We start from the raw sequence: 24,626 nt of genomic DNA on the forward strand, positions 1-24,626 counted from the left end.
TTCGAACACATGACCATTAGGATCAAGTCGGTTTTTCACTGTGAATGATTATGCATTCATTTTTTCAATGTGCGCTTCTTTAATTTTCCGTCTTAGAATTTTACCGACGTTTGATTTTGGAAGCTCATCTGTGAAATAAACTTCACGAGGAACCTTATAATTAGTCAAGGATTCATGACAATGCTTCAGGACTTGGTCCTTGGTAAGTGAACTCTCCTTGGGAACTACATAAGCGACTACCTTCTCGGTGGATTTAGGATCCGGCATACCGATTACCCCTACTTCCAGAACTCCTGGGCAACTTGCGATGCAATCTTCCACCTCGTTTGGATAAACATTGAATCCGGAAACCAAGATCATCTCTTTCTTTCGGTCCACAATCTTGAAAAACCCATCCTCATCCATCACGCCAATATCTCCAGACTTAAACCAATCTCCGTGCATAACATTTGCTGTTTCCTCTGGTCTTTGCCAGTAGCCGCGCATCACTTGGGGTCCTTTGATACAAATTTCGCCTCGCTCTCCGGTAGGAAGTGGATTTCCTTCATCGTCCGCTACCATCACTTCTGTGTTTGGTAATGGCAAGCCGATGGTTCCGATTCGCTCTGTCCCATCAATGGGATTACAGGTCGCTACAGGGGCTGTTTCTGTCAATCCATACCCTTCTGCAAGTGGGACACCGGTGACAGATTTCCATTTCTCAGCGGTAGCCTTCTGAACAGCCATTCCCCCTCCTACAGCTATTTTTAACTTACTGAAATCCAATGATTTGAAATCTTCTTGATTAAGCAAGCCATTAAATAAAGTATTGACTCCTGTAAATACAGTAAACTGATGTTTTGAAAGATCCTTTATAAAGGCTTTCATATCCCGGGGATTGGTGATCAGCAAATTATGCGCACCAATTTTTAGCATGGCAAGACAGTTGACCGTCAAGGCGAATATATGGTACAATGGCAAAGCGGTCACTACGATCTCTTCTCGTTCTTTCAGCTTAGGTTTCATCCAAGCAGAAATCTGCTGCATATTCGCCACTATGTTTCCATGTGTCAATTCAGCACCTTTAGATACTCCTGTAGTGCCTCCTGTGTACTGAAGAAAAGCAGTGTCTTCTAAGGAAAGAGCTGTTTTACTGAATGTATGTTTCGCTCCTTGAGAAAGCGCAGATTTGAGATTGACCGCTCCTGGAATCGAAAATGCCGGAACCATCTTTTTCACATGCTTGACCACCAAATTGACAATAGTGCCTTTCAATCCACCTAGCATATCACCAAGTTCGGTTACGATCACATGTTTGGCCGGAATTTCATTTTTAATTTTCTCCAGATTATGGGCGAAATTGGCCACGATAACAACCACATCTGCACCTGAATCATTAAACTGATGACGCATTTCCGCAGCTGTGTAAAGTGGATTGGTATTGACTACCACCATCCCAGCTCGCAAAACCCCAAACATTACTACTGGATATTGTAGAATATTGGGCATTTGAATGGCAACTCTGGATCCTTTCGGAAGCTTGAGTGTATGTGTCAGATAATTAGCAAATTGGGCACTCAATCTTTCCAAATCATTAAATGAAATGGTTTTACCCATACATTCATAAGCCACCGCATCACCATATTTCTTGACACTCTCATCAAACAAATCACTGATGCTCGAATAGGCTTTGTAATCAATTTCTTTATCTACCGAGGCTGGGTACTGCTTAAACCAAGGGAAATCTGTCATAAAAGGAATCGTTTGGGTGAATTGATAATTGATTTTAAGCCTTGAATATAAACTTATTTCAATATTTTTCGAGCGATTAATTCCTTCATGATTTCATTTGTGCCAGCATAAATCCGCTGAACTCTCGCATCCGCATAGGCTCTGGCCACTCCATATTCCCACATATAGCCATAGCCACCATGCAGCTGAACGCATTCATCAGCAACTTTGCACTGCAGTTCAGTCATATTATATTTTGCAGCTGAAGCCATTGCAGGGTCTAATTCTCCCTCATTGTGGAGTTGGACCAAGTAGTCACAATAAATCCTTCCCTGCTCCAGCGCTGCGGTCATTTCGGCAAGCTTAAATCGGGTATTCTGAAAATCTGAAAGGCTCTTATTGAAAGCTTTTCGCTCCTTGACATAGCTAAGTGTACTATCGAGCATATATTCACCCAGGGCAACTGCAGCAAGGGCCACTACCAGTCTTTCCTGAGCCAATTCGGTCATCAGATATTTAAAGCCCTCACCTTCTTTTCCAAGCAGGTTTTCTTTTGGCACTTTTACATCTTCAAAAAACAATTCACAGGTATCTTGCGCATGAAGACCGACTTTTTCAAAAGGCTTTCCTTTCGAGAAACCTTCCATTTTAGCATCTATCAAAACTAATGAAATTCCTTTGGCTCCTTTAGTAGGGTCTGTTTTGACCGCTACAACCACTACATCACTCAGGTAGCCATTTGTAATAAAGGTTTTTGAGCCGTTTACCAAGTAATGATCACCTTGATCCTCCGCGGAAGTTCTCATTCCCTGCAAGTCGGATCCAGCACCCGGCTCGGTCATCGCCACTGCTCCAATCAAATCTCCTGACACCATGCCAGGGATGTAATTCTGTTTGGCTTCGGGAGTTCCGTAGTGCAGGATATAAGGCATCACAATATCAGAGTGGAGCGGATAGCCAATCGCAGGCCCTGAGCAACCGCTAAGTCCAAGCTCTTCGATCAGGATTGCATTGTATCGAAAATCCTGAATATTCATTCCTCCCAGCTCTTCAGGAGCCTGCATCCCTAGAAATCCATTTTCCCCTAATTTTTTCCAAGATTCTCTGGAAACCATTTTCTGCTTTTCCCATTCTGCATTGTAGGGTGTAATTTCCTTGGCAATAAAATCCCGAACGCTTTGTCGGAATAATTCGTGTTCTTCGTTAAATAGTTTTCGTGGTAGTCCAAACATTGGGTTTATATTTTTTCAGTGTAAAAATAAAAATTACAATGGATAGAAACGCCACCTTTTTGATAAAGGATTAGTCATCCGTTTGACATTTTTTTGGAAGAAATTAATTTTCATTGCCCTATGTTTGAACTCAAATTGCAATTATTAAAGCATGAAATTTGAACTAACCAACAAATCATCTCTAGAAGATTTACAAGCCCTCAACTTCTGGCAGCCGGAGGAAAAAGTCCTCAAAACCTCAGAATTGCCTGATAGCAATATGAATCAGGTGATCAGAATCCACACCAATCAGCGTACGGTCATAGCGAAACAGTCCAGAGAGTTTGTTCGAAAATTTCCACAGATTCCAGCTCCTATCCAGAGAATTGAGACTGAAAAAAAATTTTATGAGACCGTTCAAGAATCAGAATTTTTAAACCCTTATAGCCCAAAAATAATCAATTGGTTTCCAGAGCATTACTTGCTGATTACCGAAGATTTGGGTGAAGTCGGTGATTTTAGCGGACTCTATTCTGGGGAAAAGCTAATTAGTGATTCTGAAATCAAATCTTTGATCGACTATCTGAATCATCTACATCGATTAGCTCCTGAGGATTTCCCAGACAATCTCGAAATGAGAGTGCTTAACCATGAGCATATCTTTAATTTTCCATTTGAAATTGAAAACGGGTTTGACTTGGACACCATCCAAAAAGGTCTTCAAGAACTCAGCCTGAGATATAAAAAAGATGATTCCCTGAAGCAAAAAATTAATGAATTGGGAAAGCGATATTTAGCTCCGGGAAGTTCACTTTTACATGGAGATTTTTATCCCGGAAGTTGGATGAGTGGAAATTCTGGTATCAAAATTATCGATCCGGAATTCGCCTTTGTGGGAGATCGGGAATTTGATCTTGGAGTATTTCTTGCGCATGCTGATTTTGCAGATATGGGTATTCAATTGGAAATGGCAATCACAAAGCACTATTCTCAGGACATTGATTCTAAGCTTTTACAAAGCTACCGAGGAGTGGAAATCATGCGTAGATTAATCGGAATTGCTCAATTGCCTTTAAAGTTGAATCTCGGTCAAAAAGAAGTTTTACTCGAAAGAGCTAAAGAAATGATCATGAATTCATGAGGAAATATCTAATTCTAGCCGCTTCTTTAATCATTTTCTCCTGCAGTCATCAGGAGTCAGAAGATTCGATTTCATTGGAGGAGAAGCTTTCAAAATCTGGACTTTCAGAAGAGGAACTGAAAGATAAAATCTTGGGAATGATTGTAGGAAGTGCTATTGGTGATGCCATGGGCGCACCTACCGAAATGTGGTCAAGAGAATCCATCAAACTAGAATATGGATTTGTCACAGACTTGGATTCTATGATTCGAGAGGCTTCCCCTGAGGGTATATGGGTTCCAAATTTGCCGGCAGGAGGCACTACGGATGATACAAGATGGAAGGTCCTGACGTCTGAATACTTACTAACTCAAAATCACGAAGAACTAAATCCATCAGATTTTGCAAAAATCATTGAGGATCGATATCTCAGCTACTTGGAGGGAATCAAACAAATCAACAGTGAAGATATTGAGGCCTATGAAAATGCTATGCTGAAAGTGGAATGGCTACAGGAATGGGCAAAAGTAAGCAGACCCTTTATCGAAAATAATCTGACTGGCTACGCTGATTCTTTGGGAAAATTTTATGGAGGGGAAATGGTTTGTGCAGGCTTGCTTTATGCACCGGTTTTAGGAGCTTATTTCCCAGGTGATCCCGAGAGAGCTTATTCTGAAGCATACAAGCTTTCAATGTACGATTTGGGATATGCCAAAGACCTCACAGCTCTGAGTGCAGCATTGACCGCTGCGGGGATGAAAAAAGGTAGCAATCCGGACAGTTTGCTCGCTTCCTTGCGAGTCGACCCAAGGCAGTATTTCCAAAGTAGACTTGTAGGAAGGACGGCCTATCGGATCCTTCAGGATGCGCTGAAAATAAATGAAGAAGCCAAAAAACTGGATTCTTTGAATTTCATGGAAGGGAATAGTCCGGCACTTGCCTATGCCTTTGAGCAGCTGGATGAGCGGATTCAGGATATGCCTTTTCACGCTGGTGAGATTTATTTGCAGACTATTACTGCGATGGTATATGCAGACTTTGACTTTATGAATACACTGATTTTTCTGACGAATTATGGACGGGATAATGATACCACAGCTGCCTTAGCAGGAGGAATTTTGGGAGCTTATTTAGGATTTGAAAAACTTCCTAAAAAAGAGCGAGAGCAGGTGATTCAAGTAGCAAAGGAACAGTTGGGATTAGACTTATTATCTATAGGTCAACAGCTTGGCGACCATTTGGTCGAACCATAAAAAAACCCCAATTCTTTGCGAAAAGGGGTTTCATTGTGGGTGGTTTAATTTAGAAGTATAGGGTCTTTGTTCTACCCAAGTTGTCCGTCAACTGGAAGTAAACATCTTCCGGGTTTACTCCTTTCAATTTGTAGTCTTTACGGAATCCATCAGGGTGATCCACAGTCTCAGTGTGAATGATTTTGTTTGAGTCTGCGTATCTAACAGTAACTTCTACACCTGGCTCTGTAAGTCCGATTACTGCAATATTTACAGTTTCATCATCGACAATTTTGCCATAAGCCATAAGCGGTAGTTCTCCGATTTCTGGCTTCCTGTCAAAAGTCTCCACCTTGTAAATCACCTCTTCATCCTCGGTCGTGATTTTTACTTGATATTCTCCACAAGGCATGTTGTTCAAGTCGTAAGGTACGATGACTTTCTCATCACCTACATTTACTTTTCGCTGATGGAGGACCTTTCCTTCATCATCAAGAATGGCAACCTTTGCCTTTCCAACTCCCTCATTTAGAAGGATATTTACTTTTTTGAATTTTGCCCTAGCGTCTGTGTCTGCTAAAAGGTCTTCATTTGAGTTTGCTGCAAGAGTACTAGTAGCAAGTAGTCCAGCAAGTGCGAATGTGAATAGCGTTTTCATAATGTAGTTGGTTTTAAGTTGTTGTGCTATCCCTATTGCCAAGGCTGTACCAATTGCCATTTCCTGATTTTTAAGAAAGCTTAGAAAATCAGAATTTTTTAAAATTTTTAAGATTTACACGGAATTAAATTTGGTTTTCTTCTCAAAAAATTAACAAAATCTGTAAAGAATGTGAACACTTGCTTGTTCGTTTGACTCGAAAGCGAACACTTTAAGGCAATTTTCTGGATTTCGAGGGTTGCATCTTAGTAAGCTTGTTAAGAAAAAATAATTTTCAAAAAATTCTCCAGCTCAGAAATGGCCATGCCAAAAGCAAAAAAAGCTGTACGCTAGTGTACAGCCTTTGTTCGATTCAACACATTATTTGATTCAGGTCAAGATTTTTTCAATTCCATACTGAGCTGCTTTACTCGCTCCTTGATACTGAAATCCCAGATATCATCGCGTTTTAGAGAGGTCGCTTCGAGAAAATCAACTACTGCACCTTCATGGTTGGTAGACTTTCCTTCTGCCAGGGTCACATATCGCATCGTGGACCAAAGAACTGTTTTGAGCTGGGTCTTGCTGTCATCGGTCATGTAATACTCGACCAAGATGGTATTTTCATTATGCCATAGTATACGGCTCATTATTCGAACCCACTCTCCGACCATTGCAGGCTTGACGTAGCTGATATTGTGATTGTAAACCACCCAAGCAGCTTTGTATTTACGAATCAAATCGATCACCTCTAATCCATAGAGCTTAGGGACCTGATCCTCACGGGCATTGAAAAAGTAGTCGAAGTACTTGGCATTATTCAAATGCCGAAGTGGATCACAATCCTGAAATCGGATGACCACTCTACTTTCTGTCTCTTTGGGATAGTGTTTCTCAGCGTCGTATTCAAACATGGGCTTAATCAATCAGTTCTTTTGATTCAATCAACTTCACTCCTTTCTCCTCCATTTCTTCCAGGGCAAACTTGCCATCTTCTGGATTTAGATTCACAGCTCTTGTCACATCCTGAAGGAGGTAGGTCTCAAAGCCCAAAGATAAGCCATCCAAGGCTGTAAATTTCACACAATAATCCTGGGCTAAGCCACATACAAAGATCCTTTCAATTCCTTTTTCCTTCAAATAATCTCCCAAACCAGTATCTCCTCTGCGGGCATTATCAAAAAAACCGGAATACGAATCTACTCGAGGGTTGGTACCTTTTTGAAATACTGCTTCCCAATTACTAGGATCTAGGTCTTCATGAAATTCTGATCCATGTTCACCTTGTACGCAGTGAACCGGCCAAAGAATCTGATCGACGCCATCTAAATCTATCAGTTCACCGGGCTTTTTTCCACTGTGATTTGCTGCGAAGCTTAAGTGATCTTCCGGATGCCAATCTTGCGTAGCGACTACGCAAGAAAATAAAGGCTGAATGGAATTGATTAGCGGGATGATTTGATCTCCTTCGCTAACCTCCAAGGCTCCTCCAGGCAGAAAATCATATTGTAGGTCAACTATAATTAATGCGTCCTTATCAGTTAGATTCATCTTCAATTTCTTTAGCTTTTAAAACCAAGTCCATGCGCAAATGGTGCAAATTTTCTTCCAAACCAACCGGATAGACATGGGGATTGACTAGTCGCTTGTGGGTTTTGTCAAAGGTCTTCAATTGATCCTGAGTCCGCTTCCTGATGGACTGAATATCCGGACATTTATAGACTTTTTTCCCTTTTTCAAAAATCGGCTTTAGCAATTCCTCACTTTGATAAAAAGCAGGCATAATCCGCTTTCTTCTAGTAGCATCAATAGGATCGATGATGACAGTTCCTTTAGAGTCAACTTCTTGACCCTCGAGGTAAATCATATCTGCGACAGCTTTTCCGCCTGAAAAATACCTTCGGACATTGTGCACCCCTGGAATATTGATTTTAAGTGATTGTTGGGAAACCTTGATTTTTGGAATCCATTCACCCTCAGGACTCTTAATTCCCGAAAGTTTATACACCGCTCCCAATGCCGGCTGATCAAAGGCAGTGACTAATTTGGTACCTACCCCCCAAACATTAATCGAGGCTTCCTGCGTTTTCAAGGAAGAAATCAAGTACTCATCCAAATCATTGGATGCAACGATTTTCGCATTGGGAAAGCCTGCTTGATCTAGGAGTTCACGGGCTTGATTGGAAAAGTAAGCCAAATCACCGCTGTCGATTCGGATTCCGATGAGTTCCTTTCCCATGCTTCGGAGCTTTTCTCCTACTTTGATGGCATTTTTCACTCCCTGAATCGTATCATATGTATCCACCAAGAAGACAGACTGATAAGGAAACGCATCTGCATAAGCTTCAAATGCCTCCAACTCCGTCTCAAAAGACATAATCCAGCTGTGAGCGTGAGTGCCAGAAACAGGAATCCCAAATAACCTTCCCGCCATTACATTACTTGTAGAAGTACATCCCCCGATAAAGGCCGCCCGGCTTGCGGCAAGCGCTCCGTCAATCCCTTGAGCTCTCCGAAGACCAAATTCCAAAACAGGTTCTCCTTTTGCGGCCAATGTAATTCTAGCCGCCTTGGTTGCAATCAAGGTTTGAAAGTTCAAGATATTAAGTAGTGGGGTTTCGAGTAATTGACACTGAATCAGGGGACCTTTCACTCGAAGCATGGGAGCATTGGGGAAAACGATAGTCCCCTCCTCCACTGCCTCGATATCACATGAAAAACGCATCTCACTGAGGTAATCCAAGAAACCCTTTTCGAATTGGGGAGAACCGTCAGGAGCTTTCATCCCTGCCAGGTAATCGATATCCTGCTTTTCGAATCGAAAATTTCTACAATAATCCACCACGTATTCCAATCCGGCAGCCACTGTAAAACCACCATTAAATGGGTGCTTTCTAAAAAAAAGGTTAAATACAGCCTCCTGATCACCTTTCCCCGCCTTCCAATAGGCATAAGCCATGGTCAGCTGATAAAAATCCGTAAGCAGAGCAAGGCTGCCAGTGTAAAGGTCTTTGGTGATTTTCATAAAATTTTACTTTCCATCAAAAATAAAGGAGTCAAACGGGTATCAAGAGTTTTTTAGGGAATTTTTCAATGAAACAGAAGTCTTTTCTCTTCTAGTCAAGATTTTATTTACCTATTTTGATTACATTTTTACGAGTGAACACGACTTATTATTGAAAGCGGATGAAGCTAGAAAAAAACTTGAGCGATCTTGAAATTACTGAAATGATCCAGAGGAATTCGAATCCAAATAAGGCAATAGCACAGCTTTATGAACAGCATTATGATATGCTAGAAAGTATGGTAATACAAAATTCAGGAACAGAAGAGGAGGCTGCAGATATCATTCAAGAATCCATGCTAGTGATGGTTCAAATGATAAAGACAGGAAAGTTCAGAGGCGAATCTACGATCAAATCCATGCTTTACAGCATTTCCAAAAATAAATGGATATCCGAAATCAGGAGAAAAAGAAGCAGTCAGGCACGACATGAAAATTACCTGACAAAACATGAAGAAAATGAACTGGATGTCAGCGAGGCAATCACCCGTCAGGAGAATTTAAATTTCGTCATGACTTTGTTTGATAAGCTTGGTGAAACATGCAAAAAAATACTCAAGCTCTTCTACTACGAAGACATGGCCATGAAAGAAATCTGCGAGAAAATGGAGTTCAGCTCCGAGCAGGTATTGCGGAATAAAAAATATAAATGTCTCAAATCATTAATTGAATCAGTAAAGTCTTCTCCCCATATCGGAGAACAACTCTTGAAATCATTAAGAAATGAAAAATAAACTAGACTTATTCATTTTGGAAGATTACCTAGACGGTAAACTCAGCATGGACCAAAATCAGGCCATTGAAGAGAAAATAAAAAACAATCAATCACTGGCTGATGAACTCGATGCCTTGAAAATCAGCCGGGAAGCAATAGAATTGGCTGGTTGGAAATCGACAATTCAGGATGTGCAAGCTTCCTACTTATCCGAAAGAAAAAAGAAACCATCCGATGGAACCAAAACCATCTCCAACTTTCAACAATGGAGCATTCGAGTGGCAGCTTCTATGACGATTCTACTTGTAGGGTTGGCCTCATTTTTGGTAATTTCTACTACACCTCAAGGGGTAAATGAAGATTTTCTTTCCTACAATATCCCAGTCATGAGAGGTGAATCGGCTGAGATTTCTTCTTTGAAAAAAGCCTTTAATGAGTCTGATTTTGAAGAAGTAGTAGCGCTGGCAAAAGGCAACAGTGATTTGACCATAGAGGGAAAATTTATTCTAGGGATGGCCTTCCTGGAGCTAGGGGAAGGTAAGCTTGCTGTCGATGAATTACGGGAGATTGAGACTATCAATGAATCCTCTTCTGAGAAAATGTATGTAGAAGAGATAGACTATTATCTCATGCAAGGCTACCTTCTAAGTGGCGAATACGATCTAGCTCAAAATCAACTTGAAAAAATCCGATCAAATCCGAGACACAAATATCACCAAACTATTAATCGCTGGGACGCACTAAAAATCAAAATTTTGGATTTGAAATATTAATCAGATCAAGCTGAGAAAAAAAATTAAAAAAAATCCTTCGAGGCGGTTACAAATATTTATCCGGCTCCGACCTACTACCAAACAATCAAAAATACTAAACCATGAAAAGATACCCATTAATTGCTGCAGTTGCCACTATGATTGGCTTTGCTTCTTGCTCTGAAGAAAATGATCCTATCGCTATCGGAGATGGTGATGTACAAATGGCAGTAGGCGTTAAACTCGCCAATTCATCCAATCCAAATTCAAGAATCATGGAAGAAGGAGTACAGATTAATTCCGGGTTCATCCAAGTCAAGGAAATAGAATTGGAAGTCGAAGGAGAAGATGACAATGGAAGATTCGAGCGAGAAATTGAATATTCATTCCCAGAGATCAAAAAGATCAATTTTGATCAGTTCTCTTCTGATGCTGACTTTTTCATCAATATAGCCTCAGGTACTTACGAGGAAATCGAGTTTGAAGTGGATCTGATTGATCACCGAAATGAACCAAGCATTTACCTCGAAGGGACATTTACAAAAAGTGACGGCAGCTCTGTTCCCCTGCGTCTTGAAGTTTATGGAGATGATGACGATGATTTGGATTTTGAGCTAGAATTGGAAGGAGATGATGATGAGCTATTCTTCTTCGATGGATCAAATAATCCTTTCGCCTTGATGGAGATAGATGCAAGTAAGTGGTTTTTAGCTGTATCTAATGAAGATTTAGAGGATGCGGAGCTCACTGATGGTGTTTTGGTGATTTCCAGAGACCAAAATAAAGGTATCTACAATCGAATTCTCGAGCGCATAGAAAACTCCTTAGACATCGAGCTAGAGTTGGACTAGGGCACTGACTCTTTCGATCCGATCCGGCAGAGTAATTTGCCGGATTTTTTTATTCTAAACCCGACTGATTTTCTATCTCCGGCGAGAAATTAAAAACCAATAAATCAATCCGGCCAAAATCAGGATAATTCCCACAATGAGAATAAGCTGAATCATGGAGTTCCAAATAGATTTCTCCTGAATCTGCCCCACCAGGACAAAATTGGTCCAATAAGGAGTATCCCGAAACTGTACCATTTCTGGATCTTGGAGTAAGCTTAGCTTTGCCTCCCTCAGTGCCTCAGCATAAGTCAAACCCGCGTCCAGCCCCTTGTAAAACTCTTTTGATAAATAGGCTGCTACCCGATCTTCTGTTAGCCATAGCGTGGATATAAGATTATCAGCTCCTGAAAATGAAAAAGCCCGAGCCAGACTGACAAGTCCTTCTGATTCACTGAATTTGCCAGACCCGGTTTCACAGGCACTCAAAAACACCAATTCGACCTGATCAAAAGCTTGATACCTCAATTCGTTTTCAAAAAGTCTATAATCTCCTTCCGGATAAAATGCCACAAAAGATGCCTCATTATCTTCATCAGAAGCGATGGCATGGGTAGCTAAATGAATAACTTTATTTTGATCTGCTTGAGCTAGAAATCGCTGAAGTGTGGCTTCAGAGCCCTGAATCTTCAAGCCCGGCAAGCTCTCAATTTCAGCTGCCGATCCAAGTAGAACGGGAAGTCCCAATCCCTCTGGACCTGAGCTCCTATCAAAAGGTGCAAAGCTTATCATGCTCGATCCATTCCAAGGAGAGAGTTCTTGAGTTTGAATTTGAAGGGCCGAAAATTGGTAGCTGATCGGTAGTTTTTCGATAAGCATTTCTCCATCAACGTAAAGCTCATCAAAGGAAACACCAGAGAAAGTACCGTGTGGAACAATCATTAACAGTTTGGAATCACTGATTTCATTTCCCCAGTTTTCAAAAACCCGAACACTCAGTGAATCAATAAATTCAGGGATTTGATATCGCATCCCTGACTTCCAAGATCTAATTTGCTCTTTCCATGCCAGTACCTTATCTCGATCCTTTTCACTCCAATCAATTACTTTCCAGTCAAGATTTTTATTGCTCAGCAATGAAATGACTAGGTAATCATCAGCTTCAAAAAAGGATAGTAAAACAGTGTTGTCAGGCAGTCTATTTTGAATGTTTGCTAGAGTGAGATTAGCAGAATCCTCTTCTGTTTGGGAAAACTCCTTGATCTCATCACGAAGTCTAGATAGGCTGACCTGTAATTCAGTGTATTCAGATTTGAGATCTACGAGCTGAGATTCATCAAAATTCTCATACTGATCTCGATAATTTTTAGCCAATTTTTGTAAAATCAATCGCTCTTCCTCAAGCAGTTTCTTTGGAATAGCTGATTTTTGCCGTCTCTTAGTTTCCAAGATACCCAGCCTGAGTGCAGTTGACTTACTCTGTTCTGCCCAAAGGAATACTTGATTTTTGATTCTTTCTTCATGACTGCTTCGGGAAAAAGCTATTAACTGCCTAATTGCTAATTGGTAGGCTTGTAAAACCTGATCACCCAAGAATATTCTGGCCTCATCATTATCGAAATTTGCTGATATAAATTCAGCTAATGCAAAGGCAGATTCATAAGAATCCCAGCCTAATTCGAAAAATTCGGCTTCTTGGTTTATCCTGTATAAACTCCAAGCTGCACGAGCCTTAGAGACCAAGCTTTCAAAAAGTGTAACTGCACCCATTCCCAAGGAAAGTTCTTTGGGGTTGTCAAAGATATCTTCTGAATTAAAACTGGGATGTAACTCTCTGACAGATAAATGATAATAAGTGACTGCTTCTTTAAGCCTGTCTTGCTTAGATTTAAAATCTCCAAAGTTGGCTAAGAAGATACCTCTTTGATAGTTTTTAGGAGGTATTTGGAGGCTATCCAAGGCAAACTGTGTGGCCTGGAGCAGACTATCTACTTTTGATAGATTATTTTGAAGTAGAAATGCTTTCGTTTGGAGGTTCAAGTAGGATAAGTAATTCGTGCCAGAAACGCCATCGATCTGACTCAGTACTTCCAAAGCTTCTCCTCCCCTTTTTTCCTTTAGAAAAGTATTTGCCAGGTTAATCCGAACTTGATTGGAATTGATATTCCAGTCCAGGAGTTGGAGGTAAATCGAACGTGCACTATCGTATTCTTCTAAATGGTAGAGCGCGGAGGCTTTATTGCTCAAAAAACTGTAGCGGGCAAATTGTGCATAATCTCCGGAAGTCTCCAAGTATGATTCTGCCTGTGTGAAATATTGAATACTTTGAAGATAATTCCCGGTCTCGAAGTAGTAGACTCCCAAGGCATTAAAAAGCCGCTCTGGTAAGGTCCCTGTACTGATTTGATCCTGAAGACGTTCAGCTTCTTTCAGATGAAAAATCGCGCTGTCAAGTCTACTCATCCGAAAAAGAACCTCACCGAGGTACAAGTTTGAGGCATAGACCAAGGTATCTGGCTTTTGAAATCCCTTTGTGAAAAATAAGGCCTTACGGTAGGTGTTTGCAGCTTCTGACTGCAAGCCGTAGATCACTTGTAGGTTGCCCAAATGCTCGGCAGCTCTTATGAAATCGAATACTTCATCAGAATCTGGAACCTCAGAGAGAATTTCTGAATAGAGTTCCATTGCCATTCTATCATCTTTCTCCTCTGGAAATGGTAAAAAATAAAGAGAATCAGCCTTTTGGATTTTTTGATTTTTCTCTTGCCCTTTGACAATTAGAGGTATAAAAAAAATGCTAAAACATAAAAGACGACTCCAAAGATTTGACACTATTAGGGGCTGTTAAAGCCCCTACTGTAGATTCGCCACAATTACTATGAATGGTGGCCTTGGCACTTTTCGGGGCCTGGTTTGATTTGCTATCCTGAAATTAGACGATTTTCCTGATCTAAGCTCATTGATTAGATCACTTTTTTCTTCAATATCATCCAAAAGAGCCTGTGGGATATCGGCCACTGTTTCATAATAAAAGAAACGCAACGGAATAGAATTTAATGCTTCCCCGCTCAAATCTGCCAATCTATAAAATAACTCAACATCAAGAACTTCTCCATTCACAGGAGTGGCACCGAAAGTACCATTTTCCACTGTCTCCAATAAATCAAAGACGCCATCACTTGAAATCTCAAATCCTAAATCCTCTAATAACTGCCCAGTAGGATTCTCGGTATCAAAGTCACAACTACTATCGTCATCGTCATCATCGTCATCATCGTCATCGTCGTCATCATTACAAGGTAGGGCAAGCCCTGGAACTCCGTTGTATATAGGCGCTGCCAAGGTTTGATTTTGATCCAAAACATACACTCCATCCAGGTAATTGACTCCTCCAATAGTCAGAAAAGTCTCACATGTCTGGTTGCTTCCCTGAGGAGTAAATGTGATTTTGTATTTAAGACCTGTTTCACTCGCATTGATATCGATAACTCCTGAACTAGGATCGATTGCTAAGCCATTTGGACTTGCTTCGAAAGTTCCTTGGATAGGATTAGTAGGGCTTACAAGTATATTTTGGGTGGCATTCAAATAATATATCGTATCCGCGTAGGCAAACTGGTTACAGTCAAAATTTAACTGACCATTTCCTGGAGGATCTTCCGTTTCTTCTACACAAGAAAAAATGGAAAGGAATATCAGCGCGAATGCTATTAGTGATAGAAAAGATTTAGGGCTCATCTTTAAAGGTTTTCTTTTAAGTCGCATCTCACTTTCAAAATGTAACCACTTCATACTACTTTTCTCTTAAATTCAATAATATTCCCAGTACAACCAAGCCCATACCTATGTAAGAACCAAGCGTAAATGTCTCTTCGAAAAAGATATACCCAAAAAACAATGCATAAATCATTCCCAAATATGTTAGGCTTGAAACTTTAGACACATTTGAGTTTTGATATGCTAAAGTCAGGAAGTATTGTGCTGCCTGAGTACAGATTCCAATCCAAAGCAATATCGCCCAATCCCAACCCACAGGATTTACCCAATTGAATAATACAATAACGGAGGCAATGGGTAAGGTAACTAGGGGAAAGTAAAAAATAATCACCAAAGGGTGCTCAGTATTCTTCAATTTTCGGATCACATTGTAAGCCAAGCCCGAAAAAAGTGCAGAAATAATTCCTATGCTGGCATAAAGCAAATCCACTCTCGGATCAAAACCTTGCACCACAATCACACCTAGAAAAGCCAAACCAAAATAGAAGAATTGAATAGGCTTGACCCGTTCCTTAACTAGAAATATTCCCAAAATCGTGGTGAAAATCGGTGATAGGTATTGAATGGTCACAGCACTTGCCAAGGGGATTTTCTGAAGCGTGTAGAAAAAGGTAATCAGTCCAATCGAACCCACTACACCTCTGATTACCAGTAGTTTTTTATTATTCCCAAAGACATATACACCCTGACTTTTCAGAAAAGCATAACTGAAAATAAGGCTAAAAATGGAGCGAAATAGGATGATTTCGATCGCCGGAATATGAGGGATAAACTTCACAGACACATTCATCAAGGCAAAGAATATTCCTGCCAAAATCATGGACTGCACACCGGATAGTTTCAAGGTCGGAGCTTTATTTTAATCAGTTGGAGCAAGTAAGAAAGAAAGAATCATTTTTCATTACTTTGAGTTCAAGCTAACAAACAGTTTTAAATACAGTTTTAAACTCATGGCATTAAAAATTGGCACCCAAGCACCAGACTTTTCTGTAAAAGGGACTTCTGGACTTTCACTGAATCTACATCAAGACCTATCTGGAAAAAGCTTTGTATTATACTTTTATCCAAAGGACTTCACCCCCGGTTGTACTGCGGAGGCTTGTGAATTTAGAGATCAATTTGAGGCTTTTCGGGATTTGGATATTCCTGTCTTTGGAGTAAGTAGAGATTCTATCGAGACACATGAGAAGTTCAAAAAAACTCATAAACTTCCCTTTGAGCTTTTGGCAGATGAATCCGGAAAAGTTTGCAAAGCATACGACGCGCTCATTCCACTCATCAAGATGCCCAAGCGAATTACCTATTTCATCGATTCGGACATGAAAATTGCCGGAGTATTTCAGGATATGTTTGAATCAAAAAAGCATATCGAAGCCATGCTGAAAAAGTTGAAAAAGTAGGCTAGACCATTACTCCATCCTTCATTTCCAGCTTTCGATCAGCCATGGCTGCCAGCTCTTCATTGTGAGTGACAATGACAAATGCCTGTCCTAGTTCATCCCGAAGCTTGAAAAAAAGATCATGAAGTTGATGGGCATTTTGCGTATCCAAGTTTCCACTTGGTTCATCTGCGAAGATAATTTTTGGATCATTGATCAAAGCTCTGGCCACAGCCACTCGCTGCTGTTCCCCTCCTGAAAGTGCAGAAGGCTTATGATCCAATCGATGACTGATTGACAGGATTTCTGCTAGTTCTGAAGCTCTTTTTTTCAACTTAGACTCGGATTGCCCTTGGATAAACCCGGGGATCAGAATGTTTTCTATGGCCGTAAATTCCGGCAACAAATTGTGAAACTGAAAAATGAAGCCTACCGTCTGATTGCGAAAGGTGGCTAGCTTATCTCGATTCAGGGCGAAGATATTTTTCCCTTCAATCAAAACCTCTCCGGAATCAGGCTCATCTAAAGTGCCCAAAATGTGTAAAAGCGTACTTTTTCCAGCACCGGAGGAACCCACGATGGAAACAATTTCCGAAGAGGATATTTCAAGGTTTACTCCTTTCAAAACATGAAGGTTTCCGTATGACTTATGAATCTCTCTGGCAGTCAGCATTATAGATTTCTTTCTAAAGGATTAGCAAGTTGGATATTTTTAGAAAATGGGAATTAAAGGCTTTTTTTTGATAAAAAAGGATTTTTTCAGGTTTGATTTATAAAGCTGAAGGGCTTAACTTCGCCAAAAATTTTGAGCAATGAACATACACGAGTATCAGGCGAAAGAAGTATTGAAAGGTTACGGAGTCCGGATTCAAGAAGGAATCGTAGCAGACAGTCCAGAAGCTGCCCACGAAGCTGCAGTTAAGTTGAACGCGGAAACAGGTACCTCTTGGTATGTGATCAAAGCTCAAATCCACGCTGGTGGTCGAGGAAAAGGTAAAATCCAAGAAACTGGTTCAAACGGCGTGGTATTGGCCAAAAAACTTGAGGAGGTAGGTGAAAAAGCTAAGAATATTCTTGGCGGAACACTTGTAACTCATCAGACGGGTCCAGAAGGTAAGAAAGTAAGTAAAGTTTTGATCGCTGAGGACGTTTACTATCCTGGCGATTCAGAACCAAAGGAATATTATCTATCTATCCTCCTAGATAGAGCCAAAGGTTGCAACGTAATCATGGCTTCTACAGAAGGCGGAATGGATATCGAAGAGGTTGCAGAAAAATCTCCTGAGAAAATCATCAAAGAGTGGATCGATCCGAAAGTAGGATTGCAAGGCTTTCAGGTAAGAAAGGTCGCTTTCAAACTTGGACTTAGCGGAAATGCTTTCAAAGAAATGGTCAAATTCATCGCTGCTCTTTATAAGGCATACGAAGGAACGGACTCCTCTCAGTTTGAGATCAATCCTGTATTGAAGACTTCGGATGACAAAATCCTAGCTGTTGATGCTAAGGTAAATCTTGACGACAATGCTTTGTATCGTCAGAAAAACCTTGCTGAGCTTCGCGATATCTCTGAAGAGGATCCATTGGAAGTGGAAGCTGGTAAATCTGGTCTAAACTACGTGAAGCTTGACGGAAACGTAGGCTGTATGGTAAATGGGGCCGGACTAGCGATGGCTACCATGGATATGATCAAATTATCCGGTGGTGAGCCTGCCAACTTCCTAGATGTGGGAGGTGGTGCTAACGCTACTACCGTTGAAGCTGGATTTAGAATTATCCTTCAGGATCCCAATGTTAAGGCAATTTTGATCAACGTGTTCGGAGGAATCGTAAGATGTGATAGAATTGCTAGCGGAGTTGTTGAAGCTTACAAATCTATTGGCGATATTCGCGTTCCAATTATCGTAAGACTTCAAGGTACCAATGCAGAAGAAGGTGCCAAGATTATCGACGAGTCGGGATTGAAAGTTTTCTCGGCGATTACATTGAAAGAAGCAGCTGAAAAAGTACAAGGAGTACTTCAAAGCTAAATCGGAATAAGCACTCGTAGTTCAACTGGATAGAATATCGGATTTCGGCTCCGAGGGTTGAGGGTTCGAATCCTTCCGAGTGCACAAAGCTCAGACTTAGGTCTGAGCTTTTTTTTTGCCTTTAAATCCTATTTTTTATCTCCAAAAATTGAAATCTAGAACCCCTTTTTTTCAAATCTAGACAAACCTCTTTTTTTAGAAAAAGGGAAAAACTTTTTGAAAATTTTTATTTAACTTACTTTTTCAAAATAACTCAATTCAGCTTTTGAAATTGTCGGCAAAAAATTCGTTTTACACGCTATTCCTTGCAGGTTTATTCGGATGGGGATGTACAGGCACCTCATCCAATTCTCCTGAGTTACAAGCTGTAGATCAAATCAGCTACAACTTTCATATTCGCACCATCCTTTCTGATAAATGCTTCGCCTGCCATGGACCCGATGCCAATAAGCGAGAAGCCGGATTAAGACTGGATACCGAAACAGGAGCCTTCGAAGCCCTGAAAGAAAACCCGGGTAAATTCGCTTTGGTAGCTGGAGAACCAAGTGCATCAGAAGTCTATCATAGAATTATATCGGAAGACCCCTCCGAACAAATGCCTCCCCCAGAGTCAAATTTGAAGCTGTTGGATTCTGAAATTGAATTGATCAAAAAATGGATTGAGCAAGGAGCTAAATACGAACCTCATTGGGCTTTTGTCAAACCAGAAAAAAAACAAATCCCTGAAGCTCCTGACTGGGCTAGAAATGAAATTGATCATTTCACCTGGAAGAAGATGAAGGAAAAAGGGCTAGAGCCCAATCCAGAAGCCGAAGATTATGAATTGATCAAGCGAGCGAGTTTAGATCTGACTGGCCTACCTCCTAGTCCAGAAATTTTGGAACGATACCAGGGTTTTGAAGGAGAAAATACCTACGAAGACTTATTGAATAATCTTCTTTCAGAGCAAAGCTTCGGAGAAAAGTTAGCGATCCTTTGGCTGGATATTTCAAGATACTCGGACAGCTACGGCTATCAAGATGACAATATCCGAACCCAATGGCCCTATCGGGATTGGCTCATTCATGCCTTCAACAATAACTTACCTTACGATCAATTCATCACTTGGCAACTGGCTGGGGATCTACTTCCCAATCCGACCAAGGAAACAATTTTGGCGACAGCTTTCAACAGAAATCACAAATACACCGAAGAGGGAGGCGTGATAGATGAAGAATACCGCATCGAATATGTTTTGGACAAAACCAACACCTTCAGCACAGGGGTGCTTGGCATTACCATGGAATGTGCACAATGTCACGACCACAAGTACGATCCATTTTCTCAGAAAGAATATTTTGAACTTTTCGCCTTCTTCAATAATAGCCGGGAAAAAGGTTTCGAAGGGGATGTCAGCGTCTCCAAACCTGCCAAAACGCCTATTCTATGGGTAGAGCAAGAGGACTTGGGAGGCATCTTGGATTTCATTAACCATCCCGATACAAGTAGATTAAGTATTTCCGTGATGGGTGAATTAGATGAAGAAGAGGCTCGGACCACCTATATTCTGGACCGAGGAGTATATGATGCACCGACCGATCCTGTAAATCCATCAACGCCAGCATCTATTCTGGAGTTTTCGGATGAGCTACCCAAAAACCGACTGGGACTGGCTCAATGGGCAACCAATAAAGATAACCCTCTGACTGCCAGAGTATTTGTAAATTTGATTTGGCAAGAAATCTTCGGAACAGGCATCGTCAAATCGGCAGGGGACTTTGGAATGCAAGGGGACCTTCCCTCCCATCCCGAACTGCTGGACTGGCTAGCGGTGGATTTTATGGAAAACGGTTGGGACATAAAACGCCTGCTGAAGCAGATCCTTTCTTCGGCCACCTATCGACAATCTGCTCAAATCACAGACAGACATCTCAAAACCGATCCGGAAAACGTGTATTTGGCTCGAGCTCCGAGATTGAGATTACCTGCTGAAAATATCCAGGACTTGGTATTGGCAAGTAGTGGTCTTCTGGTGCAAAAAGTTGGAGGGCCTAGCGTAAAGCCTTATCAGCCTGATGGTATTTGGGAAGCAGCCACCTCAGGCCGGGGAGAATTGGCGAAATATGAGCAGGATACTGGAGAAAGCCTTTACCGAAGAGGAATCTACAATTTCATTAAACTGACTGTTCCACCGCCAAAAGCAATCATCTTTGACGCTAGTAATCGAGATCGATGCGAAGTAGACAGAGGAAGAACCAATACCCCCCTTCAGGCTCTCGTCATGCTCAATGACCCCATGGTTTTGGAAGCTGCTCGAGTCTTGGCCAGTGAGCTAACCAATAAACATTCAGATTCTGAAGCGGCCGTTGAAGAAGCTTTCAAACGCATACTCTGTAGACCGATGAAAGACTCAGAAGCTTCCTTGATTTCTGACTATTTTAAAGATCAGTTGGAGCGATTTGGATCAGAACCGGAGACTATCAAGCCAACGCTCGCTGTGGGAGAATATCCACTCCAGGAAGAGGATATAAATCCCAGAACTGCCGCACTGATGCAGGTGATTGTCAGTCTGTATAATTTAGAAGAAACAATAACCAAGATATAGCGATGGAGAAGGAATTTTTGGAGCATGGATTAAGTTTGAATCGAAGGAAATTCCTTTCCAGATTAAGTCTAGGCTTAGGGAGTGCCGCCTTAGGTTCTCTATTGATTCCAGACCTTTTTTCAGGCAAATCGGAAGCAGAAGATGCTATCATGGCCGCTTTGCCACACTTTGCTCCGAAAGCCAAGCGAGTTATTTACCTTTTTCAAAATGGGGCTCCCTCTCAGCTTGAATCCTTTGATTACAAACCACTTTTGCAAAAAAATTACGGGATGGACCTACCTGAGTCCATCCGGATGGGTCAGCGATTGACAGGTATGACCGCCGGACAGGATAAGTTTCCTTTGGTTGGTTCCTATTATGACTTCAATCAATATGGGGAAAGCAGGGCGTGGATTTCCTCCATTTTCCCCTACACCGCCAAAGTAGTAGATGACATCTGTATCATCAAATCCATGCATACGGAGGCCATCAACCATGATCCTGCTTTGACCTTCTTTCAAACAGGAGCTCAGGTAGGAAACCGACCCAGCATGGGTTCTTGGCTTAGCTATGGGCTTGGAAGTGAAAACAACAACCTACCGGCCTTTTGCGTGCTTCTAAGCCGTGGCAGAGGAAATGGTCAGGGTGTTTACAGTAAGCTTTGGAGCAATGGTTTTCTAGATGCCACTCATCAAGGTGTACAGTTCTCAAATTCAGAGGATCCAGTGCTTTATCTCCGGGACCCTCATTCTATGAGTAGAAATGAACGGAGAAAAATGCTGGATCACATTGCCGCCATGAATGATCTTAGCTTCAAGGAATTCAACGATCCAGCTATCACTGCAAAAGTCCAGCAATACGAGATGGCTTTCCGAATGCAGACTGCTGTACCAGAAATCACCGATGTCTCCAAAGAGCCTGATTCAATCGTCAAGCTATACGGACCAGATTGTCTCGTACCGGGCACCTATGCTGCCAACTGTCTTCTCGCCCGAAAATTATCCGAAAGTGGTGTTCGCTTTGTTCAATTGTATCACCAAGGCTGGGATCAGCATGATAATCTCCCCAGTCAAATGGCTATGCAGGCGAAGGATGTAGATCAAGCTTCTGCTGCACTGATTACAGACTTGAAACAGCGTGGACTTTTGGATGAGACCCTAGTCATCTGGGGAGGGGAATTCGGTAGGACTAATTATTGCCAGGGAAAAATAACACTGGAAAACTACGGTAGAGATCATCATCCTCGAGCTTTCTCCATTTGGATGGCTGGAGGCGGTGTGAAGTCTGGAATGGTCTATGGAGAAACTGATGAATTTGGCTACAACATCACTGAAAACCCGGTTCATGTCCATGATTTCCAAGCCACAATTCTTAATTTGATGGGAATAGATCACGAAAGGCTCACTTATAAACATCTTGGAAGAAGGTACAGGCTGACAGATGTTTCAGGTCATGTAGTCAAAGATATTTTAGTCTAAATGGCCCGATCCCGCATTAGCCCATTAGCAATTCTAGAAAACCTACTTTTCGTATGGTTTGGATTTTCCGCGATTCTTTTAGTCGGAATAGAAATCGCAAGTATTCCACCTTTTCTTCAAGTATTGGGAAGAGCTCACCCCCTACTTTTACACTTCCCCATAGTTTTGGTGATGGGAGGATTGTTGTTTTGGATTTTACCCAAGTCTTACAAAAGTGAAGCATACACTCAGATTGCTCCTTTTCTTTTGCTTTTGGGCGCAAATTTCTCCGGGATCACGGTAATCGCAGGTTTAGTGTTATCCAGTGAGGGGTATGAAGGCGATGCGCTCTTTTGGCATCAGTGGGCCGGTATGATCACCTTTTGGGGAGGAAGTTTTTTCTATTTTTTTCAAAAAAGAAAGCAAAATGCACTTCAAATTCCTTCAATCCTTTTGATGCTTTGTATTGTTTTGACCGGACATTGGGGAGCTGCCATCACGCATGGGGAGGATTTCTTACTAGCTCCACTCAAAACAGCTGAACCTGAGGTCACACTAGCCGAGGCGGAAGTTTTTGAGCACCTAGTCCGACCGATTCTAAAGAGTAAATGCGAGAGCTGCCATCGAGACGGAAAGGTAAAAGGTGAGCTTCGGATGGATATTGTAGAAGGCTTACAAAAAGGTGGCAAATCAGGACCTTTTATCCTTGCTGGCGACCTTGACAATTCCCTTTTAATTCAACGAATCAATCTGCCCTTGGAAGAGGAGGAGCATATGCCTCCCAAGAATAAAACCCAGCTCACCGAAGAGGAAATGAATATTTTGACTGCTTGGGTCAATTCAGGAGCAACTTTTGATCAAAAAGTCGCTGATCTTCCTGAAGAGCATGAATTATTTCAATTTGCATCTAAGACCTTCGATAGTAAACAGGAGTATGATTTTGATGCAGTATCTGATGAAAAGCTTGAAGAGCTGAATACATTTTTCAGAAAAGTAAATCCCATCTATCCTGAGTCCCCTGCATTGGAACTCTCCTACTTTGGAATTGCTGCTTTTGACCCAAAATCGCTTTCTGACTTGCAGGAAATCAGGACTCAATTGATTTCCTTGAATTTGGACAAAATGCCTCTTGGTAATGCTTCACTGGATTTTCTAAATGATTTCCCAAATCTTGAAAAGCTATCCTTGAATTTTGCAGAGCTTGATGAAGATCAATTGGAGCGCATCCCAAATATTGAGAGCTTGAAAGAGCTTTCACTTTCCGGAATTCAACTTTCAGAAGCTGCCATGGAGAGAATTTCGGCTATGAAAAACCTTGAAAAGCTTTTTCTCTGGCAGACAGGACTATCCGCTGAACAAAAAGCCAATTTAAGAGCTCAATTACCAAAAACCGAAATTGACTTTGGCTTTGATGGATCGGATGTAATTCTTCCTCTTAACCCTCCAAGAATCAAACAGGAGCGCATTTTATTTTCAGAAAGCCTAGAAATGGAGCTCAGCCACCCCATTCCATCTGTAGAAATCCGATACAGTATTGATGGAACCGAGCCAGACAGCTTGTCAAGTCCCGTTTACGAATCACCTATCACAGTGACAAGTTCCGGAAAAATAAGGGCAAAAGCTTTTGCGAAAGGGTGGATTGGATCACAGGAAGTTAGTTCCGTATTTATGAAATCCGGAATCAAACCTACAGAATATCTCTTGTTGACCCAGCCAAACCCAAGATATCAGGGCGATCTTGAAGAGACGCTTTTCGACCAAATCAAAGGAGAAAATAATCACACTTCTGGTGAGTGGCTGGGCTACAGCGAAGATCCGTTTGTAGCTGAGTTGATGCTGAAGGAAAGTCAGTCAATTTCAGAATTGGCGATTAGTTTACTTTACAATGAATCAGCCTATATTTTTCCTCCTACTCGGGTAGAAATCATTGGTTGGAAGAATGGAAAAAGCACCATTATTCATTCTGAAAAACCAGAACAGTCCGAACAAATAGGAGAAATCAGATCCGAACTTCTTTCCTATTCTTTGAAAGATGCTGATTTTGAAAAAATTCAAGTCAAACTCTACCCCATCCAATCACTTCCACCTTGGCATCCCGGAGCAGGAGCCAAAGGATGGGTATTTGTCGATGAAATTCTTTTAAACTGAAGTT

General features: G+C 41.4%; 20 protein-coding genes and 1 tRNA gene. 11 read left to right on the forward strand and 10 right to left on the reverse strand.

The window, feature by feature from the left end; genetic code table 11:
- Positions 1-48: 48 nt before the first annotated feature.
- Both OU792_RS06455 and OU792_RS06460 read right to left on the reverse strand, forming a co-directional pair.
- A complete protein-coding gene (locus tag OU792_RS06455; protein WP_134201634.1) occupies positions 49-1,731 on the reverse strand; it encodes an AMP-binding protein in 1,683 nt (560 codons plus the stop codon).
- Between the two features lie 53 nt (positions 1,732-1,784).
- Complete coding sequence (locus OU792_RS06460) at positions 1,785-2,942, reverse strand: acyl-CoA dehydrogenase family protein (protein ID WP_134201633.1); 1,158 nt, start codon at positions 2,940-2,942, stop codon at positions 1,785-1,787.
- A gap of 151 nt (positions 2,943-3,093) precedes the next feature.
- On the opposite strand from OU792_RS06460, the gene OU792_RS06465 reads away from it, so the two are divergent.
- Positions 3,094-4,062, forward strand: coding sequence for a phosphotransferase (locus tag OU792_RS06465; protein ID WP_134201632.1), 969 nt, complete (start codon positions 3,094-3,096; stop codon positions 4,060-4,062).
- The gene (locus OU792_RS06470; RefSeq protein ID WP_274669781.1) at positions 4,059-5,294 is read left to right on the forward strand and encodes an ADP-ribosylglycohydrolase family protein; all 1,236 of its coding nucleotides are present in this window, start codon (positions 4,059-4,061) and stop codon (positions 5,292-5,294) included. Before OU792_RS06465 ends, OU792_RS06470 begins: the two co-directional genes overlap by 4 nt.
- Positions 5,295-5,343: 49 nt before the next feature.
- Here OU792_RS06470 and OU792_RS06475 read toward each other — a convergent pair whose 3' ends face one another.
- The 4 genes from OU792_RS06475 to OU792_RS06490 all read right to left on the reverse strand — a co-directional run bounded on the left by OU792_RS06475 (position 5,344) and on the right by OU792_RS06490 (position 8,935).
- Positions 5,344-5,991 (reverse strand): hypothetical protein, encoded by a 648-nt coding sequence (locus tag OU792_RS06475; RefSeq protein ID WP_274669782.1) that lies wholly within the window; start codon positions 5,989-5,991, stop codon positions 5,344-5,346.
- Positions 5,992-6,305: 314 nt separating this feature from the next.
- Positions 6,306-6,824, reverse strand: coding sequence for an acyl-CoA thioesterase (locus OU792_RS06480; protein WP_024282734.1), 519 nt, complete (start codon positions 6,822-6,824; stop codon positions 6,306-6,308).
- A gap of 4 nt (positions 6,825-6,828) precedes the next feature.
- On the reverse strand, positions 6,829-7,461 hold the full coding sequence (pncA, locus tag OU792_RS06485; protein ID WP_274669783.1) for a bifunctional nicotinamidase/pyrazinamidase: 633 nt from the start codon (positions 7,459-7,461) through the stop codon (positions 6,829-6,831).
- Positions 7,448-8,935: a nicotinate phosphoribosyltransferase gene (locus tag OU792_RS06490; RefSeq protein WP_134201628.1), complete on the reverse strand. Its 1,488-nt coding sequence runs from the start codon at positions 8,933-8,935 to the stop codon at positions 7,448-7,450. The genes pncA and OU792_RS06490 overlap by 14 nt, the downstream gene beginning before the upstream one ends.
- A gap of 203 nt (positions 8,936-9,138) precedes the next feature.
- Between OU792_RS06490 and OU792_RS06495 the strand changes: the two genes are divergently transcribed.
- From OU792_RS06495 to OU792_RS06505, 3 genes are all read left to right on the forward strand, one after another.
- On the forward strand, positions 9,139-9,708 hold the full coding sequence (locus OU792_RS06495; protein ID WP_166669395.1) for an RNA polymerase sigma factor: 570 nt from the start codon (positions 9,139-9,141) through the stop codon (positions 9,706-9,708).
- The gene (locus tag OU792_RS06500) at positions 9,698-10,462 is read left to right on the forward strand and encodes a hypothetical protein (RefSeq protein ID WP_134201626.1); all 765 of its coding nucleotides are present in this window, start codon (positions 9,698-9,700) and stop codon (positions 10,460-10,462) included. Before OU792_RS06495 ends, OU792_RS06500 begins: the two co-directional genes overlap by 11 nt.
- A gap of 101 nt (positions 10,463-10,563) precedes the next feature.
- Positions 10,564-11,292 carry a hypothetical protein gene (locus OU792_RS06505; RefSeq protein ID WP_134201625.1) on the forward strand — a complete coding sequence of 243 codons (729 nt, stop codon included), beginning with the start codon at positions 10,564-10,566 and terminating at the stop codon, positions 11,290-11,292.
- 72 nt (positions 11,293-11,364) lie between these two features.
- Here OU792_RS06505 and OU792_RS06510 read toward each other — a convergent pair whose 3' ends face one another.
- The 3 genes from OU792_RS06510 to OU792_RS06520 form a co-directional block, all read right to left on the reverse strand.
- Positions 11,365-13,962, reverse strand: a complete 2,598-nt coding sequence (locus OU792_RS06510; RefSeq protein ID WP_274669784.1) for a CHAT domain-containing protein — start codon at positions 13,960-13,962, stop codon at positions 11,365-11,367.
- Positions 13,963-14,124: 162 nt separating this feature from the next.
- Positions 14,125-15,009 carry a hypothetical protein gene (locus OU792_RS06515; RefSeq protein ID WP_274669785.1) on the reverse strand — a complete coding sequence of 295 codons (885 nt, stop codon included), beginning with the start codon at positions 15,007-15,009 and terminating at the stop codon, positions 14,125-14,127.
- A 55-nt stretch (positions 15,010-15,064) separates the two neighbouring features.
- Positions 15,065-15,892, reverse strand: coding sequence for a DMT family transporter (locus OU792_RS06520; RefSeq protein WP_262900061.1), 828 nt, complete (start codon positions 15,890-15,892; stop codon positions 15,065-15,067).
- Between the two features lie 106 nt (positions 15,893-15,998).
- Here OU792_RS06520 and OU792_RS06525 point away from each other — a divergent pair, with 106 nt between their 5' ends.
- On the forward strand, positions 15,999-16,448 hold the full coding sequence (locus tag OU792_RS06525; RefSeq protein WP_274669786.1) for a peroxiredoxin: 450 nt from the start codon (positions 15,999-16,001) through the stop codon (positions 16,446-16,448).
- A gap of 1 nt (position 16,449) precedes the next feature.
- Here OU792_RS06525 and OU792_RS06530 read toward each other — a convergent pair whose 3' ends face one another.
- The gene (locus tag OU792_RS06530) at positions 16,450-17,100 is read right to left on the reverse strand and encodes an ABC transporter ATP-binding protein (protein ID WP_274669787.1); all 651 of its coding nucleotides are present in this window, start codon (positions 17,098-17,100) and stop codon (positions 16,450-16,452) included.
- 139 nt (positions 17,101-17,239) lie between these two features.
- Here OU792_RS06530 and sucC point away from each other — a divergent pair, with 139 nt between their 5' ends.
- The 5 genes from sucC to OU792_RS06555 all read left to right on the forward strand — a co-directional run bounded on the left by sucC (position 17,240) and on the right by OU792_RS06555 (position 24,622).
- Complete coding sequence (gene sucC / locus OU792_RS06535; protein WP_026946642.1) at positions 17,240-18,454, forward strand: ADP-forming succinate--CoA ligase subunit beta; 1,215 nt, start codon at positions 17,240-17,242, stop codon at positions 18,452-18,454.
- Positions 18,455-18,464: 10 nt separating this feature from the next.
- Positions 18,465-18,538, forward strand: a tRNA-Arg gene (locus tag OU792_RS06540).
- Positions 18,539-18,725: 187 nt separating this feature from the next.
- Positions 18,726-21,038 carry a PSD1 and planctomycete cytochrome C domain-containing protein gene (locus tag OU792_RS06545; protein WP_274669788.1) on the forward strand — a complete coding sequence of 771 codons (2,313 nt, stop codon included), beginning with the start codon at positions 18,726-18,728 and terminating at the stop codon, positions 21,036-21,038.
- A 2-nt stretch (positions 21,039-21,040) separates the two neighbouring features.
- Positions 21,041-22,495: a DUF1501 domain-containing protein gene (locus tag OU792_RS06550; RefSeq protein ID WP_274669789.1), complete on the forward strand. Its 1,455-nt coding sequence runs from the start codon at positions 21,041-21,043 to the stop codon at positions 22,493-22,495.
- The gene (locus OU792_RS06555; protein WP_274669790.1) at positions 22,496-24,622 is read left to right on the forward strand and encodes a c-type cytochrome domain-containing protein; all 2,127 of its coding nucleotides are present in this window, start codon (positions 22,496-22,498) and stop codon (positions 24,620-24,622) included.
- Positions 24,623-24,626: the final 4 nt, after the last annotated feature.

It is taken from the genome of Algoriphagus sp. NF, assembly GCF_028823735.1.
Classification (GTDB): Bacteria; Bacteroidota; Bacteroidia; order Cytophagales; family Cyclobacteriaceae; genus Algoriphagus; species Algoriphagus marincola.

Bases quoted from the DNA above. Each gene is read 5' to 3' on its own strand.
- OU792_RS06455 (WP_134201634.1), bottom strand. From the start codon at position 1,731: ATGACAGATTTCCCTTGGTTTAAGCAGTACCCAGCCTCGGTAGATAAA.
- OU792_RS06460 (WP_134201633.1), bottom strand. From the start codon at position 2,942: ATGTTTGGACTACCACGAAAACTATTTAACGAAGAACACGAATTATTC.
- OU792_RS06465 (WP_134201632.1), top strand. From the start codon at position 3,094: ATGAAATTTGAACTAACCAACAAATCATCTCTAGAAGATTTACAAGCC.
- OU792_RS06470 (WP_274669781.1), top strand. From the start codon at position 4,059: ATGAGGAAATATCTAATTCTAGCCGCTTCTTTAATCATTTTCTCCTGC.
- OU792_RS06475 (WP_274669782.1), bottom strand. From the start codon at position 5,991: ATGGCAATTGGTACAGCCTTGGCAATAGGGATAGCACAACAACTTAAA.
- OU792_RS06480 (WP_024282734.1), bottom strand. From the start codon at position 6,824: ATGTTTGAATACGACGCTGAGAAACACTATCCCAAAGAGACAGAAAGT.
- pncA (WP_274669783.1), bottom strand. From the start codon at position 7,461: ATGAATCTAACTGATAAGGACGCATTAATTATAGTTGACCTACAATAT.
- OU792_RS06490 (WP_134201628.1), bottom strand. From the start codon at position 8,935: ATGAAAATCACCAAAGACCTTTACACTGGCAGCCTTGCTCTGCTTACG.
- OU792_RS06495 (WP_166669395.1), top strand. From the start codon at position 9,139: ATGATCCAGAGGAATTCGAATCCAAATAAGGCAATAGCACAGCTTTAT.
- OU792_RS06500 (WP_134201626.1), top strand. From the start codon at position 9,698: ATGAAAAATAAACTAGACTTATTCATTTTGGAAGATTACCTAGACGGT.
- OU792_RS06505 (WP_134201625.1), top strand. From the start codon at position 10,564: ATGAAAAGATACCCATTAATTGCTGCAGTTGCCACTATGATTGGCTTT.
- OU792_RS06510 (WP_274669784.1), bottom strand. From the start codon at position 13,962: ATGGCAATGGAACTCTATTCAGAAATTCTCTCTGAGGTTCCAGATTCT.
- OU792_RS06515 (WP_274669785.1), bottom strand. From the start codon at position 15,009: ATGAGCCCTAAATCTTTTCTATCACTAATAGCATTCGCGCTGATATTC.
- OU792_RS06525 (WP_274669786.1), top strand. From the start codon at position 15,999: ATGGCATTAAAAATTGGCACCCAAGCACCAGACTTTTCTGTAAAAGGG.
- OU792_RS06530 (WP_274669787.1), bottom strand. From the start codon at position 17,100: ATGCTGACTGCCAGAGAGATTCATAAGTCATACGGAAACCTTCATGTT.
- sucC (WP_026946642.1), top strand. From the start codon at position 17,240: ATGAACATACACGAGTATCAGGCGAAAGAAGTATTGAAAGGTTACGGA.
- OU792_RS06550 (WP_274669789.1), top strand. From the start codon at position 21,041: ATGGAGAAGGAATTTTTGGAGCATGGATTAAGTTTGAATCGAAGGAAA.
- OU792_RS06555 (WP_274669790.1), top strand. From the start codon at position 22,496: ATGGCCCGATCCCGCATTAGCCCATTAGCAATTCTAGAAAACCTACTT.